Origin of the sequence: Winslowiella toletana (assembly GCF_017875465.1) — a bacterium.
GTDB lineage: Bacteria > Pseudomonadota > Gammaproteobacteria > Enterobacterales > Enterobacteriaceae > Erwinia > Erwinia toletana.
Window position 1 is genome coordinate 57,686 of sequence record NZ_JAGGMQ010000002.1, and the last position, 16,815, is coordinate 74,500.

Annotated in this window: 11 protein-coding genes and 7 pseudogenes; 15 read left to right on the forward strand and 3 right to left on the reverse strand. The window is 51.2% G+C overall.

All coding sequences use genetic code 11. The features are described 5' to 3' along the window. Window positions 1-144 precede the first annotated feature (144 nt). Window positions 145-645: pseudogene (locus tag J2125_RS24470) on the forward strand (IS110 family RNA-guided transposase); the annotation flags it as partial. Between the two features lie 269 nt (window positions 646-914). Here the strand turns inward: J2125_RS24470 and J2125_RS24475 are convergent. Continuing rightward, window positions 915-1,316 (reverse strand): annotated as a pseudogene (locus J2125_RS24475) (methyl-accepting chemotaxis protein); the annotation flags it as partial. An 873-nt stretch (window positions 1,317-2,189) separates the two neighbouring features. On the opposite strand from J2125_RS24475, the gene J2125_RS24480 reads away from it, so the two are divergent. Both J2125_RS24480 and J2125_RS24485 read left to right on the forward strand, forming a co-directional pair. After that, entirely contained in the window at window positions 2,190-3,764 is a 1,575-nt protein-coding gene (locus J2125_RS24480) for a sensor domain-containing diguanylate cyclase (protein ID WP_017802604.1), read from the forward strand. Window positions 3,765-4,142: 378 nt separating this feature from the next. Then, window positions 4,143-4,406: a biofilm development regulator YmgB/AriR family protein gene (locus tag J2125_RS24485; protein ID WP_017802603.1), complete on the forward strand. Its 264-nt coding sequence runs from the start codon at window positions 4,143-4,145 to the stop codon at window positions 4,404-4,406. Window positions 4,407-4,471: 65 nt separating this feature from the next. On the opposite strand, the gene J2125_RS24490 is transcribed toward J2125_RS24485, so the two are convergent. After that, window positions 4,472-6,253, reverse strand: a complete 1,782-nt coding sequence (locus J2125_RS24490) for a sensor domain-containing diguanylate cyclase (protein ID WP_017802602.1) — start codon at window positions 6,251-6,253, stop codon at window positions 4,472-4,474. A 334-nt stretch (window positions 6,254-6,587) separates the two neighbouring features. On the opposite strand from J2125_RS24490, the pseudogene J2125_RS24495 reads away from it, so the two are divergent. The 11 genes and pseudogenes from J2125_RS24495 to J2125_RS24540 all read left to right on the forward strand — a co-directional run. Continuing rightward, a pseudogene (locus tag J2125_RS24495) lies at window positions 6,588-7,930 on the forward strand (methyl-accepting chemotaxis protein). A 246-nt stretch (window positions 7,931-8,176) separates the two neighbouring features. Beyond that, window positions 8,177-8,470, forward strand: coding sequence for a S24 family peptidase (locus tag J2125_RS24500; RefSeq protein WP_407637870.1), 294 nt, complete (start codon window positions 8,177-8,179; stop codon window positions 8,468-8,470). 71 nt (window positions 8,471-8,541) lie between these two features. Beyond that, window positions 8,542-8,631 (forward strand): annotated as a pseudogene (locus tag J2125_RS25165) (Y-family DNA polymerase); the annotation flags it as partial. Window positions 8,632-8,822: 191 nt separating this feature from the next. Next, window positions 8,823-9,086, forward strand: a pseudogene (locus J2125_RS25095) (LysE family translocator); the annotation flags it as partial. Window positions 9,087-9,446: 360 nt separating this feature from the next. Beyond that, window positions 9,447-9,638: a hypothetical protein gene (locus J2125_RS24510; protein WP_034950099.1), complete on the forward strand. Its 192-nt coding sequence runs from the start codon at window positions 9,447-9,449 to the stop codon at window positions 9,636-9,638. A gap of 57 nt (window positions 9,639-9,695) precedes the next feature. After that, a complete protein-coding gene (locus tag J2125_RS24515) occupies window positions 9,696-11,219 on the forward strand; it encodes a type 2 lanthipeptide synthetase LanM (protein WP_160279922.1) in 1,524 nt (507 codons plus the stop codon). Beyond that, window positions 11,197-12,054 (forward strand): hypothetical protein, encoded by an 858-nt coding sequence (locus J2125_RS24520; protein ID WP_034950094.1) that lies wholly within the window; start codon window positions 11,197-11,199, stop codon window positions 12,052-12,054. Before J2125_RS24515 ends, J2125_RS24520 begins: the two co-directional genes overlap by 23 nt. Beyond that, window positions 12,047-13,834, forward strand: coding sequence for an ABC transporter ATP-binding protein (locus J2125_RS24525; protein WP_034950091.1), 1,788 nt, complete (start codon window positions 12,047-12,049; stop codon window positions 13,832-13,834). Before J2125_RS24520 ends, J2125_RS24525 begins: the two co-directional genes overlap by 8 nt. Further along, a complete protein-coding gene (locus tag J2125_RS24530; protein ID WP_052118539.1) occupies window positions 13,818-14,513 on the forward strand; it encodes a DsbA family protein in 696 nt (231 codons plus the stop codon). Before J2125_RS24525 ends, J2125_RS24530 begins: the two co-directional genes overlap by 17 nt. A 70-nt stretch (window positions 14,514-14,583) precedes the next feature. Then, window positions 14,584-14,683 (forward strand): annotated as a pseudogene (gene tnpB, locus J2125_RS24535) (IS66 family insertion sequence element accessory protein TnpB); the annotation flags it as partial. A gap of 11 nt (window positions 14,684-14,694) precedes the next feature. Next, a pseudogene (locus J2125_RS24540) lies at window positions 14,695-14,865 on the forward strand (IS66 family transposase); the annotation flags it as partial. Between the two features lie 287 nt (window positions 14,866-15,152). Here the strand turns inward: J2125_RS24540 and J2125_RS24545 are convergent. Further along, a complete protein-coding gene (locus J2125_RS24545; RefSeq protein WP_034950090.1) occupies window positions 15,153-15,950 on the reverse strand; it encodes a DsbA family protein in 798 nt (265 codons plus the stop codon). A 197-nt stretch (window positions 15,951-16,147) separates the two neighbouring features. Here J2125_RS24545 and J2125_RS24550 point away from each other — a divergent pair, with 197 nt between their 5' ends. Then, entirely contained in the window at window positions 16,148-16,786 is a 639-nt protein-coding gene (locus tag J2125_RS24550) for a glutathione S-transferase family protein (RefSeq protein WP_034947615.1), read from the forward strand. Window positions 16,787-16,815: the final 29 nt, after the last annotated feature.

The window sequence follows — 16,815 nt, forward strand, 5'->3', positions numbered from 1 at the left end:
GATAGTGGCAGCCAGATAAGATGTCTTTTGCGCATCGATAACACGCAAAAAAAACCTAAATTAATATTAAAAATAGCAATCACATTCTGATGCTGGCTTAGGTGGCCTTAGTCACTTCTCTACCAATCGTCAGATACGGGGTTTGAGGTTCAGCAATGTGTTGATGATTTGATGGTACACGTTGATCGCATTGAAGCTAACATCACTGAATATGACCGAATTTTATCCCGCATAGCCAAAACAGATCATCGCAGTCAGCGGCTGATGGAGCTAAAGGGCGTTGGTCCCACAACGGCCTGTGCACTGGTGGCCAGTATCGGTAATGCACATGATTTTAAAAATGGACGTCAACTGGCAGCCTGGCTGGGGCTGACGCCATCACAATACAGCAGCAGCGGAAAGTCGAAACTCGGCAGGATCACAAAAGCCGGTGATTCGTATCTGCGAACGCTTCTGGTTCAGGGGGCTCGTTCAGTGCTTATTGGCGCAGGGAAAAGGACTGACTCATTCAGCCGTTGGGTTTGTATGTTGGTTGAGCGCAGAGGGTACTGGCGGGCTGTTGTGGCCATCGCCGCCAAAAACGCGCGGCTATGTTGGGCATCACTACATTACGGTGATGATTTCCGGCTGTACTCAGCCAACTAAAGCTCGAAGCAGTATAACCATCTGACCTGCAATTCGTTGATGATAAAGGGTTAGACCCCGTGAGGCCTATCTGGCTATTGTACAGGATATACGTATCCGCTTAACGAACAAGAACCTCACGCGCGTCTTTCATCAGGGCCCGAATCGATGACGATTCATCATGGCCGTTTATAGTACCGCAGTCTCTCCCCTTTATTTTTACTGAAGAGCAGACAGAAACCATAAATACCGGCTTTGACATGCCGGGGAAGCCCTTATAGTACAATAATTTTCGATATCCAAACTGACCCCTTCTGCGTGACGCCATCCATCTGACTGACCGCAATACTGACCTGAGAAATACCCTGCATCTGCTCGGATGAAGCCAGAGAAATGTTATCCATGGCCTCCGCCAGTTCACCCACCATACCGACGATTTTAAGGATGCTGTGACCCGTACCTGCTGCGACCGCCACGCCACTTTCCACCTGCTCCACGGCCTGCTCGATCAGCTGCTTGATATCACGTGCGGCAGTAGCGCTGCGCTGGGCAAGCGTTCTCACTTCTCCGGCTACCACGGCAAAACCCCGCCCCTCTTCGCCAGCCCGTGCAGCCTCCACCGCCGCGTTAAGGGCGAGAATGTTGGTCTGGAAGGCGATGCTTTCGATCACGGCAGTGATATCCCGTACCTTTGGCCCCATGCCAGCGCTGCCTATAGTGACGATCTGAATATCCATTCCGGCAATCCTGAAATCAGTGCAGCAAGAGGATTAACCTGCCACATCATTCTGTATTCTTGAAAAAGCAAAGGCACAATTGCTTATCTGTCAGGAGATCGTGGTCCTGAGACACGTTACGGTTTGCTTAAAGCAGTGTATCTTTCCCCCTGACAGACAGGACCAGAAACGGGTGCCGCGCGTATGCCTTCAACCAGGCATTGCCTGTCCTGCCTTTCAGGTGCAGTGGAATCACCGAATCCGCTATCGCATGAAGTAACCGGCAGTTGATGACAGGCGGCCCGTGCTATGGCCGGTGAGTATGCCAGGAAAAGGGTTTCAGCCTATTCAGAATGTTGCAGGAACCTCTGTATGATGTAACGTGGAAGGCATATTGCTATTAACCGACGCTGTAAGCTGCAAAGCGCGCGCATTGTCCCGCATGCGGGCGGCACCGGGTCTGATGCCATCAGCAGGAGCGTGAATGAGTTGTACATAAATTATCCACAATTTTTGTGGATAACACCGGGAGATGTCTGTATTGGGCAGTCTGCGCATAAATACCTGCGCTTTATCAGCTTTGCTTACATTGCAGATGCTTAGGGCACTCTCATGCTGTGATAAGACTCTCCCTTCACTGAACATACCCGCTGACTTAATATCCACGAGAATGACGTCAGAATCGAAATTCATCAGATTAGGCTGCGAGCAGGCAGATAAAATACTCTAAGCTGACACATCGCCAGGCACCGCCGCCCTTATGCATAGCGTAAAAGGCGCGCTGATCTTCTTTTAACCGGCTCCTGAACAGTTACACTCAGATGACACCTCAACCAGGTCCTTCACGCCATGCTGCTTAAAAAGCTCCGTCTCCGCACCCTGCTTCTGTCGCTTTCCGTTGGCGGGGTGATCCTGACCTCCTGCCTGCTGCTCGTGGCGCTTCTGATTTTTCAGAAGGGCAACATTGAGGACAGCCTTCTGGAAAGCAATATTGCCTACGCGCGCAAGCTGGCTGACACGACCGATCGCTATCTCGGCACGGCGCAGCGTGAGCTTGCGTGGAGCGCCACACAGATTAAAGGTCTCACCGACCCGGCGGCGCTGAGAGAGGAGACCGACCGCCTCCGGCTGCAGTCCGGCTTTTTCAACACGGTCGTAGTTGTTAACCGCGACGCCGTTATCGCCGCGACCTCCCCGGAAAGCCTGAGTCTGGTCGGTGTTAAACTGCACTCCGATGCGAGCCGCCAGGCTATCGCCACTCAGAAGCCGTTTATTTCCGCGCCCTTTATTTCGGCCTCCGGTAATTATGTTGTATTCCTCTCCCAGCCGCTGTTTACGACCGGCGGCGATTATCTGGGTTACATCGGCGGCACCATTTATCTCAAAAAGCAGAGCATGCTGAGCGATATCCTGAGCCAGCATTTCTACGCCCGCGGATCTACGGTCAGCATCGTCAGCAATGATGGCCTGATTGTTTTCAGCCACGAGCCGGATCTCGTGGGCACAAAAATGACGCTGGGCTCTGCACTGGTCAAACAGCTGGCCACGACGGACAGCGGCCGGTTCAGCACACAAGCAAACGGGCAGCAGTTTCTGACGGGGTACGCCAGCCTGCACAAAACGGACTGGAACATCTTTATTGCGGGTACCGCAGAGACGGTCCGGCATATTCTCGTGCGCACCGCAGAAAACGCCCTGTGGTTTCTGCTGGGGATTATCATCCTGACGGCTGCCGTCGTAGCCCTGATGGCCGGACGTATCGCATTACCCCTGGAAAAGCTGGCTGATATGGTACGGAATGAGGACAGTGATATGTCGCTGGCGTCGGTACCGGCCTGGTATTATGAGGCCGGCCGCCTGAAGGAGGCCGTACAGGAATACCATTATGCTGTGGCTGGCCGCATGGCTGCGCTCAGCGACGAAGCCATGACCGATCCGCTCACCGGCCTGTGGAACCGCCGCGGCTTTACCCTCATGGCGGACCGGTCAGGCGATGGCGCGGCACAGTGCGTCATCGCGATTGATATTGACCACTTTAAAAAAATAAACGACTGCCATGGTCATGATGCGGGCGATGCGGTGCTGATAAACCTGGCCGGTCTGCTGCGGCAGACGTGTCGTGCAGAAGACATTGTCAGCCGTTTTGGTGGCGAGGAGTTTATACTCCTGCTGCCGCAGACCGATGTGGAGGATGCAGCCCGGACAGCCGGGCGCATCCGCGAAGTTGTCAGCACCGCGACGTTTCCCTTTGCAGGAGCGTTGACCGTGTCTGCCGGGGTGGCCTCGCTGGCGGACTGCGGAAACCGGGAAGCGATGCTTCGGCGGGCGGATGAGGCCCTTTATGAAGCGAAGGGTGCAGGACGTAACGTGGTGGTTATCGCCGGAGCAGAGACCTTCCGCCTGTATCGTGGGACCGGGCAATAAGCATTTTTCTGCACTGACAGTATCTGTGTGCCGGGGAGTAAGACCGGAGTATATCTCAGGAAGGGATGACACATGCGGAAGACATTCTCCGGGCTTTTTTCCGGAACAGGATAAAAAAGCGCTGAAATATTCTCTCCCGCTGGCGCGGGAGTATCGCTTTGAGGTCACCCGGTCCGGCAGCAGCATACCGGCCCGAGAGGACAGCAGGGGACATCGTTAAGCGTACCCGGAGCACTGCCATGCAGGTCAGTCACAAGGTCAGGCCATGCTATGCTGACCCGCACGGGCCGGCGACGGGACAGTCAGTGACACCCGCAAATAAATCGCTTACACCATTTACAGCCGCTGAAATGGATGAATCGCAGAGAGCAGGAAAAGATGAAAATCATGGCAGACACAAATACGGTTGCACATATCCGCGCATACCTGCTGGGTTCCGGTCACCGGTTCACAGGTGAATCAGAGGAATTTGAAGCGGTAATCCGTGCCCTGTACAGCGAGGGGAGACAGGTCAGTAATCAGGCCATTATCCTCAGACTCAAAGATGAACAGGCGGCCGCGACTGACAAAAACCGGCAGGCCACGCTCCTGAGCCTGCAGCAGCTGGTTGCCGGTTATACACCGGATGATCCGCATACCTGAGGCGGGCATTTTACACTCGCAGAGACATGACCCGCCAAAGGGACGATACTGGTGCGGGGACGGTATCAGCAGTGGCCGCGCAGCTTCCAGCTCAGCCACTCGTCGAGTTCACCTTCCGGCAGGGGCCGTGAATAGAAATACCCCTGCACCTGGTCGCAGCCGTACTCCGCGAGCGCGGAGCCCGTTTCGGCATCCTCAACGCCTTCGGCCAGCACGGTATAATCAAGGTCCTTCAGCATGGTAATGATACTGCGTGCAATGATGCGCGAGGCGGTGTCAGTCGCAATTTCACGGATGAGCGAGCGGTCCAGCTTGATAACGTCAATCGGCATGCGGCGAAGGTAGCTGATGTTACTGTAGCCGGTACCAAAGTCATCCAGCGAAATCCCGAACCCCCGCAGCTTCAGCATTTCAAGCCCGTGCATCGCCGCCGGATTTTCAATAATACGCTCGGTCTCCAGACACTCAATGCCCAGCAGCGAAGGGGGAAGCTTTGCCCTTATCATCTTCAGCTCCAGCGCGTCGGCAAAGTCCTCGCGCGCAAAGTCCTGGCTGCTGACGTTCACCGTGACGGGAAGCTGAATGCAGCTGTTGCGCAGACGCGCCAGACGGCTGATGACGCGGTCCGTGACCCAGGTCGTCAGGTCGCTGAGCAGCGAAGTCTGCTCGGCCAGAGGGACAAACAGCGCGGGAGAAAGTTCGCCGCGGACCGGGTGGTGCCAGCGGACCAGCGCCTCCAGTGCGACGGGCATGCCGCTGTGCAGGCAGATTTTAGGCTGGAAGGCGAGCCACAGGCCCCTGTCTTCCCGTAACGCGGCGGCGAGGTTGTTCATCAGCGTAAAGTCCTGAGTATGACGCGCGTCGCTTGCCGCGCTGAAGCGCATGGCGGGCATACCCCGGCCGATGGCCTCATGAAGCGCGCTGACCGCACGGCGCAGCGCTTCCTGTGCCGTTATGCTGCCGGTTGCAAAGGTAACTTCGCCGGCATAGGTGCTGAGCGCCACGGCGATGCCGTCCCCGAGATCGGCACGGATCCCCTCCAGACGACCCGCGACCCATTCTGCATTCATGTGGCTGTCATCGCACGTCAGAACGGCAAATCGTCCGGTGGCGACGGTGTAGAGCGGTTCACCGGCGGCCGGGCGCAGGCGAAGCGGCAGTAGGATGGCAACGTCCCTGAGCAGGCTTTCCACCGGCCCCATTCCCATCGAGCGGGCGAGTTCGTAGGCGCGAGGCATGTCAATGCAGTCAATCAGCACCAGACGGCGTGACGCGCTGTCACCCGATGCGACCAGCACCTGCAGGTCGCGGATAAGGCACTGGCGGTTAGGCAGGCCGGTGACCGGGTCGGCAAGCCCGGCGGAGTGCCAGGCCTCCAGAAACGACATCACCAGCGCTGCCAGAAGCTTCAGGGTGGTTACCTGCCCGGATCCAAACGGATGCGGCACCGTGTCCGTGACGCACAGCGTACCAAGCACGATACCCTCGTGATTTTTCAGCGGTACGCCGGCATAGAAACGTATGTAGGGCGCGCCGGTAATGAGGGGATGTGACGAAAAACGGGTATCCTGCCAGGTGTCAGGTACAATCACTTCACTGTCGCTGTCCACCGCATGGCGGCACAGGGAGTCCTCACGCGACGACTGCTTCAGCCCGAAATTGTGAGCGGCCTGCACATACTGGTGCTTATCGTCCAGCACGGAGATAAAACTTCCGGGAATGCCGAGTGCCTGGCTGGCCAGCCGGACAAATTTTTGCAGCACGTCGTCCCGGCTTTCGTCGGGGCTGCGCAGCGCCTTCAGCGCCCGGGCGCGGCGATCATCATCGCCGGTAAGGTTTATCAGCATGGAGTCCTCCGCCCCGGCCTGGTTCCGGTGCGAAATAAGAAAGGAAAAATGTACAATAACGGGCCGGCACGAAAGGTAATAACTGCAACAGGAAGAAGCGATTAAAGTTATAATATATCCGGCATTCTAGGTACCATCAGGTCCGGTGTCATCAATTATTTTCTTTAGCAAATTATATACTGCATCACGATTCTTTTCTCTTATCGTCAAAACATATTCTTTTCTGATTATTCCTGTCACAATTCTTCTTAATAAACGCAGCGCGTAATTAATTACGCGCAAAAATAAAAAACTAATAATTATTTAATAACAATCTGACACCAGGGAAAGCCTTATGCAGTTACTCAGACATCTGACCATCCGCCGCGTGGTGCTGTGGATAATGATCCTCTCACTGGCCGTGGTGGCGCTTGCCGGTGGCTATGGCGCACTGACGCTGCGCGAGATGTACCGTCATGCCGACCGCCCGACACGCTGACGCAGCAGCTGACCTTTCTGACCCGCGCGGGCCTCGTCATGCAGGACGGCAGCGCAGCGGATAAAACGGCGCTGCTGACCGCCGTTCCGGCGGCCCCGTCATGGGACGCTTACCGCGCAACGCTGTCGGCACCGGCAGGTTATCCAGCCGCGGCACGCGAACGCCTTAGTGCCCTGGCGCAGCAGCTGGCCGCAGACGATGCGCCAGTGCTGGCCGAATGCCACCGTCTTGAGGTGATTCTTTTTACCGCCCTGCTGGCCGCCACTGCGCTGCTGGCATTCTGTGACCGCTACCTCGTGGTACATCTCGTCCGCCCTGTTGCTAAAATCCGTGCGCACCTGAAGACTATCGCGAATGGCGACCTCACACGTGAGCCGGAAGATCTCGGCCGCAACTGCGTCGGGCAGATGGTACCGCTGGTCAGGGAGATGCAGCACAGCCTGCTCGATGCGGTAAAATCGATCCGCGACAACGCGGTCATACTGCACCGCGAGGCCGGCGACATTGCCAGCGGTAACGCAGATCTGTCCGACCGGACCGCCACCCAGGCTGCCGCACTGGAGCAGACTGCGGCCAGCATGGAAGAGATTACCGCCACCGTCAGCCACAACGCCGCTAACGCCCGTGAGGCAAGGGAGCTGGCGGTACAGACCGCGGAAACCACGCGCCGCAGCGAGCATCTGGTTCGCGCAGTGGTTGATGCCATGGGCGGAATAGCAGAGGGGTCTGAAAAAATCCGTCAGTTCACCACAACGATAAGCGGGATTGCCTTCCAGACCAATATTCTGGCGCTGAACGCCGCGGTCGAGGCTGCCCGTGCCGGTGAACAGGGCCGGGGTTTTTCCGTAGTGGCAGCCGAAGTGCGTTCGCTGGCGCAGCGGAGTGCGATCGCCTCAAAAGAGATTGAAGAACTGATCGCCGATACCGTGGCACGCGTCAGCGCCGGCCGCCAGGCGGCGGACAATGCAGGCACTACCATGGATGAGGTACTGCATGGCGTCAGCGGGGTCAGCGAACTGATCGGCCAGATAGCGCTCGCCTCCGGGGAGCAGAGCAAAGGGATCGCACAGGTCACGCTGGCTGTGGCGGAGCTTGACCGTGTTACCCAGCAGAATGCCACACTGGTACAGACGGTGTCCGCTACGGCGGGCAGCCTGAGCGGACAGACTACCGCTCTGAGAGGGGCAATATTCGTGTGAGGTGCTTCCCACCTCCTCCTGATAACTGACCAGCCAGCCAGACATTCAATCTGTTTCCCTCCGGGCCTTCTGGACTTTACGCTTTCTGCTCAGTCGCGCATAAATCCCCAGCTGAGGCTGATATCAGCATCCAGCGCCCTGTCTGCCAGTTCGATCGCTGCGGTCACTTCACGTAGGCTGCTCTGGCCCCCAGTTTTCTGCTCAAGTTACGCGTGCCCCCTCTAAGCAAATCCATGCGCGGCAGGCATCCCCTCGCCGACCACAGACTATGTTAAAAGTGAGCGTGATCTCACCGAGCTCTGCATCCGCCGGCGCGCCTCCACGTTTTTTGTACGCGCCAGCAGCATGCAGGAACTGGGCCTGTTTGATGGCGACGTCATGGCGGTCTATCGCGCAGACGAGGCCTCGCACGGGGACATCGTCATCGCCGAGGTGAACGGCGAATTTACTTTAAGCGCCTGCAACTTCATCCCCGCCCTGCTCTCCTGCCGAAGAATCCGGCATACTCCGTCATTTATCCGGAGGAGCTGCGGCTGCTGAGCGCCTTTACCGGGTTCTTCAACAGTACATAAAGCGCGCAGGAGGTAGTTATGGCGCTGCCTATGTTCTGACTGGCGGACGTTAACTCGTTTTATGCGAGTTGCGAGCCTCTGTTCCGTCCCGACCTGCGCGGTAAACCGGTGGTGGTGCTCAACAATAATTATCTGAGTGGTGAGAAGTGATAGTTAGCTTGTTGCTTTTCAATTTTCTGGTTTGATGAATTGGATCCCCCGCAGTGCGGTTTAATAAGTGTGTTTCACCCATCGGTTGAATTCACAGCGAAAAGCTGACGATATTGCATGTATCCAGACTCATAGATTCACTTAATCGATAATAATCGTATAAACAAAGGGGGTATGTGCTCAATTCCAAAATGGGTATTTTTCATGTATCTTTATTGCCGCAGTTCATACCCGCCGGTCACTCACACTTGATATGGACTTTTATCCTGGTCAGCATCCACGTGGCGATTGGGACTATATAGTCCGTCACACTTATTTTATCCATATATTTTGCGTCAGCCGTATTGAATAAAAGTCGCGTTATCCGGGTAATGGACAGAGCAACAGGGGGCTTATTTTTATGCTTCGCGGCTAAACTTGCTATGAGCACGAGAGAGTCGGGGTTTGGCTGTAAATTCCCGTGTTTGGTACATAGTAGCCTCGTCAAGCGCTGCTAACGATTCCTTTATAACACCTTGATTTATATATAATTTAACACTCAAGTGGTTTTGATATTTGTATTCAACGTTAAGAAAATATTGACATTAGGGCCATCGTTACATTTAGTTTCAATTTGGTAAGCTTTTGTCAACAAAGGATTTATTAATAGTTTTGCGGTTTAATTTGGATTCAATAAGCATAAAAAAGATGACCCATTATCGTTATTCGGATAATTATATTTTCCGTGTACACATGCAGTACTTCGCGAAAGGTAATTTAATTCACCATTTCAACTTATTAAAGTGAGGTTTTAAATGGAACGTATCGTAGAAGTAGCACCTGATAAAATTTCAGAAATCCGTGGTTATATGGCAAACAGCGGGCGGGACTGCGCCAGTGGTACCTGTGACTGCGGTGGCGGTGGTGGTGGTGGTGGTGGCTTCATCAGTGCAGAGGATTTCCTCATCAAGGAACTGGAAGAAGTTTCAGCAGATTTCTTTAGCTGAGTGATGGCACAACAAGTGGCACTCTATGCAGTGCCACTTTTCGTTTGGGAATCTCAGATGAAATATAATGTCACAGAGCCACATAGAGCATATTTGTATTTTCCTCATCTTGAAAATTTTCATTTGAAAATTAATGAGCTATTATCAGCGCACAATCTGACTCATGTTGATTACAGCGCTGTTCTAACTCACATCGGTGAAACTCTAGATCAGATTTATTTACCAGATTTTGTTATTTCCTTCGATATCTGGCTGAGCTTACAGCCTGCCTCAGTAACTGACCGTTATACTCATTACTTCAAGAACAGTGATGGAAGCTGGCGTTCGTCAATCTCAAAACAAAATGCATACATTGAGAAACTCGCTGCACATATTTGTGCAAGTACCCTCGGTAACTTGTCCCTTTTTCTTGACCGTCTTGATGCTGATTTCAGCTTACTTGAGAAAATTTTCGGTATTCAAGCCCTTACCTGTGCAAGTTCAATCGAAATTCTTGGCGGAGACCGCCATGAAAATGGGCAGCAGCCGATTCTTTTAACTCTGAATGATCAACGTATTATATATAAACCAAGAGACTCGTGTATAGAGTCAGTACTCAATGAGATTTGTGAGATTATCGGCATGAAAAGAGTCTGCCCTGAGACTCTGAGCAGGAACACACATTTGTGGCAGGCTTACATAGATAATCGCCCTCTTCATTCTCTGGGTGAAGCCCGGGATGTTTACCGGCAGTATGGAAATATCCTGGCACTAGTCGATCTGCTAAATATCAATGACTGTCATTTCGACAATTTCATTGTTGATCAAAATCGTGTTTTCCTGATAGATGCAGAAACCAGCTTTCAGTATTACTTTGAAGATAACCCTGACCTTGAGCGTTCAGTATATCAGAGTGGCTTACTTCAGAGCGAGGAGGTAGTAATTAACGGCATCGGACACACATCGGCTCTGACGGCGGCCACTAACATATTTCAGTCTTATACACATCCCCATGCACTTAACGACGCCAGTGAACGCATTCAGGTACGCTATGAACACGGTTTCATTAAAAAAACCCAAAACTATCCTCACTTTGAAGGGAAGCCTGTCCAGTCCCTGAAATATGTCCCGGATGTTATCCAAGGATATGAAGAGTCCTATGAGAAAATTAAACAAAAGTCAGATGATATTCTTGCCTGTATTACGGCACATGATGAAATTAAACCCAGATATTTAATCAGGACGACAGCCTATTATATGTTGGTGATCAATAAGATCATACATCCTGATGTAAGCCGCACCATTGATACTGCTTTCCCGTCACTTATTAATGAGTATCTTCTTTATGAAAGTGCGCACCCACGCTTTAAGTCACTTGTTAATTATGAAGCTCAATGCCTTAAAAACTTCGACATTCCTATATTTTATATTCGTTGCAATACTAAGTCTTTATTCGATTCTAATGGTAAAGTTATTAAAGATTTCCTGACTCAGACTCCACTTGAGCAGATTAAGTCCAATTTTCTTCTGCCTGCCTCTTATCTTATCAGGCAGCGTGAACTTATCGTCAGGAGCATGCATGCTCATCTCGGCACACGATAATCGTACGATTACTTTCCTTGGGCAGAACAGCCATGGTTCTGATGAATCCTGGCTGATGAGAAAAACATATATAAACTTAATGTCTCAGCGTGGGCCTGTGGCAGTGGTTGTTGAATGTCCTACTATTGATCTTATTTTGTTTGCACTGAAACGACATTCTCTGAGCAGTACTGCAATGGCGAAGTTTCTTGCTTCATCAACCTATTGGTGGATGAGATCTCTTGAATTCAGGATGTTGCTGATGAATCTGCCTCCAGATGCAGATATTTTCGGCATTGATCTGCCGCTTACGACAACGCGACAGAGGGGCTATATCTCTGCGCTGAGTATACTGAACAGTCCTGCCGGATCGGTTTTATCTGAGTTGCTGAAATCTGATGCGGCTAACAATGAGGTCTTAAGCAGTGCTACGCCCGAACAGCGGGAAAAAGCCATGGCAGATAAGCTTTGCGTCATTCTCAGTAATAACTATCCGGAAGTAATTGTCATCTGTCATAACTTTCATGCTAGTCGCCATTCCTGGTTAACATATCCATCTCTATGTCAGAGGATAATCGGGCTGAATCAGTTCAATCTATCTGTTAAATCACTTAGTGTTTTTTCTCAAGAGATGAAATTTATTGCCACACCCGATGGAAAAACACTCGACTCATATCAAATAAGTAATGCGTGTGTGCATAGAGGCGACTATTACCGTGTAAAAATGATCTCATCTTACTACCGAAATGAGAAACAGGATGCCCTATTAATGAATATATGTGCACCTCTGCATTTTGATGAAATCATTGTGTACGCGTCTGGTAACCCCATTACAGTGGAGAATTATAATGTATAAGATAAAAGATAAGATAATCTTGGTAGTATATTCGGTCTCTCTGCTGCTTCGTTCGTCTCCGAAGCTTTCTTTGCTTTTTATGGTTTTAATCACAATTCAGGGTCTCCTGCCGACGTTGAGTGTGATGACAAGTATCCATCTTGGAAACGTCATCAGCAGTGATGATCGTACCGGTTTAACAACCATTGCCATATTGTGGGCGCTGACTTTCGTCATCCCCGGGATTCTCTCGCCGATTATCAGCACACTACAGAGTATCCTTAACTCCAAAGCTACTTTTCTGACACAAAGGAAAATAATGGAGGCAGCCTGCCGCATTGATGATTTAATGCTGATTGAATCTCCTGAACTTCATGACGACCTGGAAGTACTGTCCCGTGAAGCGGCGCACCGCCCGCTCAACCTGCTGGTCAATCTGATCGATATATTTAGAGGGACCCTGACGCTGCTCAGCCTTTCATTGGTTCTGGCTTCAGTAGTATGGTGGTTGCCGCTGGCGTTCCTGCTCCCGCTCATTCCCGTGACGTTCGCTGTAGCGTATTCGCAGATAGATATCTTCAAAGCGATGCTCGGGAAAGGGATGCCTGCGAGGAGGATCAAATATTTTCTCTCCGTTTTGCTGGACGTGAAACTTGCAAAAGAAATACGGCTCTTTAACCTTTCCGCTTTTTTCCTTGATAAACATCAACAAGCTTTCAATGAACTTGAAGACGAACTCAATAAGGTACGAAAGAAACAGTTGATGCGTCCGCAGCCCTGGAATCTGCTTTACCTGATCTGTGCACTGGGCATGATGTTCTGGTTTGTAAATTATCTCACAACCGGGAAAATCACTGTAGGAGGGTTACTGGGGACTATCCAGTCCATTTCCTTCTTTGGTCTTTCCTGTCAATGGATGGTGTACTCTTTTGCTAGTGTGGGTGTCTGTTTTGGTTTTTTTGCTCGGCTAAAGTCTCTCGAGGCCGTAGCTGACATACCTAAGTTGGGCATAAAAGAAGAATGGCTGGAGCCGATAAAAGAGATTCGGTTTGAAGACGTGTCATTTGCATATCAGCCAGGCAATTTCGTACTGAAAAACATTAATCTCACTCTTCGCGCTGGCGACCATCTCGCTATAGTGGGTGAAAACGGCGCGGGTAAAAGCACGCTGATGAAATTGCTTTGCCGACTTTATAGTCCAACCTCGGGGCGCATCACCTGCAACGGCAAGGACATCGCCGGAATTGATATTCAGCAGTGGCGCCGCCGCCTCAGTGCTGTATTTCAGGATTTTGGACACTATAATCTCAGTATAAAAGAAAATGTCACATTCACTCATATTACTACCCCGGAAACAGAGCGGGATTTTCAAAATGCCTGTGCAAAAGCCCGTTTTTTACTTGATGCGGGGACAACACCAGACACCCTGATCGGTAAGGAATATGCTGGCACGGAACTGTCGGGCGGCCAGTGGCAGCGTTTGGCTCTCGCCCGTGCCCTGTATTCTCCTGGAGAGTTGGTTATTCTTGACGAGCCCACAAGCGCGATGGATCCCCGTGTTGAAGCAGAAATATTCCGTCAGTTCTCTTCCCTGGTTCAGGGCAAAACAGCTGTTATGGTCACTCATCGTCTTGGCGTAGTGAAGCACGCAAGTTTCCTTATTGTTCTCAGAAAAGGTGAGATCGTTGAACGGGGAACACCGGCAGAACTGGAACAAGCACGCGGGGAATATTACTCTCTGCTGACGTTGCAAAGGGAACAATATAAGTTTGGAGAAGATAAAAATGATGAAGTGGCCTGACATAATGCGCCTTCTCACCGATATAAGAAGCATTCTGATGCTGATGTGCATGTTCTGGGTGATGCCGGGACAGGCAAGAGAATACGTCGCTGATAAAGATTATTTCGAACTGCCTGATACTGTTACGGGCGTACCTGACGTGTTGAGCTATTTTTCTTTCAACTGTCCGCACTGCTATTATTTCGAAATGAAATCCAATATTAACAATTTTATTGTTGCTTCACTCCCTAATGGTACGACCTTTGAACGTTATCATGCATCAAGAATTGGCGCTTCAGGCCGTGATTTGACCCGTGCCTGGGCCGTAGCAGTTTTCCTTCATAAACAGACTGAAATGACACCTATTCTGTTCAGGGCGATGCAGCAGTCACACTCTGTACAAAGTGAAACTGACCTTCAGAAATTATTTATTGATCAAGGTATTTCTGTTGATAAAATAAAAACGCTATGGAATTCCACAGAAATTACTGCCTCTGTAAACCGCCAGGACAGGCTGGCTGAACAACTGGGCTTAAGATTCGTGCCAGCCTTCTTCGTTAGGGGAAAATATCTGGTGAATAATATGGCGCTCGACACTTCCACAGATGAGAGTTTTGAGAAAGACTATGCTGGTGTTATCCAGTATCTGCTGAATAAAAAGCCAGCTGTCGCCGGAAATGCTTCAGGTGCTCATCCGTGAAATGAAAGGAGGGAGCCGATGATATCTCCCCACATGCTCACTTATCTGGCTGGTTTCCGGCATCACTGATATGAAAAACGGCTTCAACGGCCTGGCATCATAAGGTGCAGAACACGCTTAGCACTGACACGTTCGGCGGCCACCTGTTCATTTTCCGTGGTCGCCGCGGCTACATTATATCGAAGCGGCTTATATGTCGCACGCCAGTAGAAAAATCCACGACGTTCACGTCCGCACCCCAACTGATATTACCACCGAGGCGCTGAAGCGCATCGGTGAGCTGTACTCCATCGAAGCGGAGATACGTGGCAGCCCTGCAAAGGAGAGACTGGCGGTCCGTAAAACCGAGTCCGCGATCTGTTGCCATTGAAGGTAGACCTTACCTCGGCTTGAACGTTAATACGGTCTAAATGCGATGCTTACCTTCGACCGCGAATGATCGCTTTAACAATACAATGGGCAGGGCGGTCAGAGCGAGGAACGAACAGCCTGAGCGGCGTGGCCGTCATGGGGTAAAGGTTCTGGCGGTATGGCCGATACTCACTGATACTGTCGGCGCGATTGTAAGTACATCCGATGGCCTTGCCTTTTCCGTTGTGGATACTATGACTGGCCCTTTATGACTCAGGCCGGTCTTTTTTATCCTTTCTCTGCCCGGGCAATGGCCTGCTGCATAACCTGTTCGCTGACCACGCCCGGGATAACCGTGGTGTTATCCTGTGTGGCGTTCTCAGCAGGCATCACGATAATGCCCGGCGTCCCCGTAAGGCCCAGCATCTCAGCCAGGTCAGCATTGTTCTCAATAATCTGGTCGGAGGCAGCATTACTATCGTCTGAAGCGTTACCTGCACCGGCAGCAACGGCGGCTTTCTCAATATCTTCTGCCGTCAGTTTCCCTTCGTTATGCCCGGTCTGGTAAATGCCGTTGTGAAACGCCATGTACGTATCTGCGCCGTGTTTCCTGTAAATGCTAAGGCCGCGGCGTGATGCCTGCTCTGATTCCGGATAACGGGCGGCAAAAATGGTCCAGTCCCGGAATGCAAAGCGCACGCCGGCGTTTGCAGCCATCACCTTTTCCATCACCGGCGCCATCATGCTGCAGGCGATACATTCATAGTCAAAGAACTCAGTCACGATAACCTTTGAGTCAGCCGGCCCTTTCACGGGAACGCCATCAAGCTGCATCAGCAGCCGGTGTGTTTTCAGCGCTGACTGCACATAAGTTTGCTGCTGCATTGCCTGTTGCCGCGCCTGTAGCTTTTTGCTCACCTCTATGAGCACGTCCGGGTGCGCGACCAGATAGTCCGCCGCAATCTCGCCGATACGGGCCTGTTGTTCGGGGCTAAAAGTTTCCGCGCCGGTCGCGCCGGACTGTACTGAAAACAACGAGGTGCTCATGGCCAGCGCAAAGGTGGCCATCTTAAGGGTCTGTTTCATGATTTATCTCATATGCGTAACCGTCACATACAGACCGTATTAAGTTTTGTATTGCATTTTTACGGTAGATGGTGGTTCATCATGTAGCCGTTGAATTTGTGAGTAATGCACTGGTAAGTTGAATGAGCAGGTAGATGCAACGCTTAACGAGCTGCAGCAAAACCTTATACGTAATAACCGCGAAAGGAATAACGAGCATGCTTGAAGTCTGGGGAAGAAAGACCTCGTCCAATGTGCAGGCATTGATGTGGTGCATAGGTGAACTCAATTTACCTTATCAGCGGTATGATATTGGTCACCGATTTGGTGGTACAGATACACCCGATTTTTACGCTCTCAACCCAAACAGGACCATACCTGTCCTCAGGGATGGTCATCACAAACCATTATGGGAAACCGGCGCGATCCTGAGATATTTAGCTAACTGTTACGCGAAAGGAAGCTTCTGGCCATCTGATGTATTTGACAGAGCGGATGTTGATCGTTGGATGGAGTGGTCGAAATTGAATGCTGCGCTTCTCTTTACTGCGCCGATTTTCTGGCGGGTTGTTCGAACTCCTTCTCATGAGCGTGACAACAACGCGATTAAAATCGCTGTGAACGCCTTAGAGAAGAAACTTGTGATTGCAGAAGAGCAACTTATGTCCCATCCATTTTTGGCCGGGGATGCATTTACTCTCGCAGATATTCAGTTTGGGCATGTGTTATATCGATACTACGACATAAATATTGACCGAATGCCACTACCAAACCTTGATGCCTATTATTCTCGATTAAAAGAGCGACCAGCTTTCCGTGAACACGTAATGGTGTCCTATGATGAGTTAAGGGCTTAAAAAATCAGGCTATATCGCGACAGTTTCTG

What these genes read in the sequence shown, in the direction of transcription:
- J2125_RS24515 (WP_160279922.1), top strand. Translation starts at nt 9,696, where the DNA reads ATGAAATATAATGTCACAGAGCCACATAGAGCATATTTGTATTTTCCT.
- J2125_RS24530 (WP_052118539.1), top strand. Translation starts at nt 13,818, where the DNA reads ATGATGAAGTGGCCTGACATAATGCGCCTTCTCACCGATATAAGAAGC.
- J2125_RS24480 (WP_017802604.1), top strand. Translation starts at nt 2,190, where the DNA reads ATGCTGCTTAAAAAGCTCCGTCTCCGCACCCTGCTTCTGTCGCTTTCC.
- J2125_RS24545 (WP_034950090.1), bottom strand. Translation starts at nt 15,950, where the DNA reads ATGAAACAGACCCTTAAGATGGCCACCTTTGCGCTGGCCATGAGCACC.
- J2125_RS24490 (WP_017802602.1), bottom strand. Translation starts at nt 6,253, where the DNA reads ATGCTGATAAACCTTACCGGCGATGATGATCGCCGCGCCCGGGCGCTG.
- J2125_RS24550 (WP_034947615.1), top strand. Translation starts at nt 16,148, where the DNA reads ATGCTTGAAGTCTGGGGAAGAAAGACCTCGTCCAATGTGCAGGCATTG.
- J2125_RS24520 (WP_034950094.1), top strand. Translation starts at nt 11,197, where the DNA reads ATGCTCATCTCGGCACACGATAATCGTACGATTACTTTCCTTGGGCAG.
- J2125_RS24510 (WP_034950099.1), top strand. Translation starts at nt 9,447, where the DNA reads ATGGAACGTATCGTAGAAGTAGCACCTGATAAAATTTCAGAAATCCGT.
- J2125_RS24525 (WP_034950091.1), top strand. Translation starts at nt 12,047, where the DNA reads ATGTATAAGATAAAAGATAAGATAATCTTGGTAGTATATTCGGTCTCT.
- J2125_RS24485 (WP_017802603.1), top strand. Translation starts at nt 4,143, where the DNA reads ATGAAAATCATGGCAGACACAAATACGGTTGCACATATCCGCGCATAC.